The organism is Falsiroseomonas oryzae (assembly GCF_027856955.1).
Lineage (GTDB): Bacteria > Pseudomonadota > Alphaproteobacteria > Acetobacterales > Acetobacteraceae > Falsiroseomonas > Falsiroseomonas oryzae.
On sequence record NZ_JAPSMD010000829.1, the window covers coordinates 1 to 1196 of the forward strand.

Sequence of the window (1196 nt, forward strand, 5' to 3'; positions counted from 1 at the left end):
CGTCCGCTCCCTCCCTCCGCCACTCCTCCCTCCCCCGCACTTGCGGGGGAGGGTTGGGGTGGGGGCGCGACCGACCTGCCCGGGGCGGCGGACGGGGCTGATTCCGCTTCCCCCGGCGCGTCGTTCGTTCTATGTTCCCACTGCCCCGGGCTGCCTTGCGTCCGGCCGCCCGGCCCTTCCGCCCCAGCCCGGCGAATTTGTCCGAAACGCGCGAACCACCCGGACGCGCATAAAGCGCCAAAGCGGTAAGGCACCAGGGCGGCGCCGCGCCTCCCGCCCCGCAGCCGCCCATGCTATCCGCGCGAGCCATGCAGCCGGCCGCATCCCTGCCCGATCTCCGCGCCGCCCGCCGCGTCGTGGTCAAGATCGGCTCTGCCCTCGTGGTGGACGACGCCACGGCCGCCCCGCGGGAGGCCTGGCTGGCCGGCTTGGCGCAGGACGTCGCCGCGATGCGCGCGCGCGGCACCGAGGTGATCCTGGTCTCCTCCGGCGCTATCGCGCTCGCCCGCCGCGCCCTCGGCCTGACCCGCCGCAAGCTGCGGCTGGAGGAGAAGCAGGCCGCCGCCGCGGTCGGGCAGATCCGCCTGGCCGGCGCCTGGGCGCAGGCGCTCTCGGCGGTCGGGCTGAACGCCGCGCAGCTGCTGCTGACGCTGGAGGACAGCGAGGACCGCCGCCGCTACCTGAACGCCCGCGCCACGCTCGGCACCCTGCTGAACCTCGACTGCATCCCGGTGATCAACGAGAACGACACCGTCGCCACCGCCGAGATCCGCTTCGGCGACAACGACCGCCTGGCCGCCCGCGTGGCGGAGATGGTGGAGGCGGATGCGCTGGTGCTGCTGTCTGACATCGACGGACTCTACACCGCCGACCCGCGCAAGGACCCGGGCGCGCGCCACCTTCCCGCCGTGGAGCATGTGACGGACGAGATCATGGCGATGGGGGGCGAGCCGCCGCCCGGCTACTCCTCCGGCGGAATGCGCACCAAGCTGATCGCAGCGCGCATCGCCACCGGCGCCGGCTGCGCCATGGCGATCGCGCTCGGGCAGCAGGACCGGCCGCTGCGGGCGATGGAGCAGGGCGCCCGCTGCACCTGGTTCCTGCCGGAGCCCGCCGGCCGCAGCGCCCGCAAGCGCTGGATCGCCGGCAGCCTGGCGCCGCTCGGCGCGCTGGTGGTGGATGGCGGGGCGGCGCGC

At 75.2% G+C, this 1196-nt stretch carries 1 protein-coding gene; it reads left to right on the plus strand.

Going from position 1 to position 1196, the window contains the following annotated elements; translation table 11 throughout:
• Positions 1-290: 290 nt before the first annotated feature.
• Positions 291-1196, plus strand: a 906-nt coding sequence (gene proB / locus OZN99_RS32040; protein ID WP_408611998.1) for a glutamate 5-kinase, incomplete at its 3' end; no start/stop codon positions are given.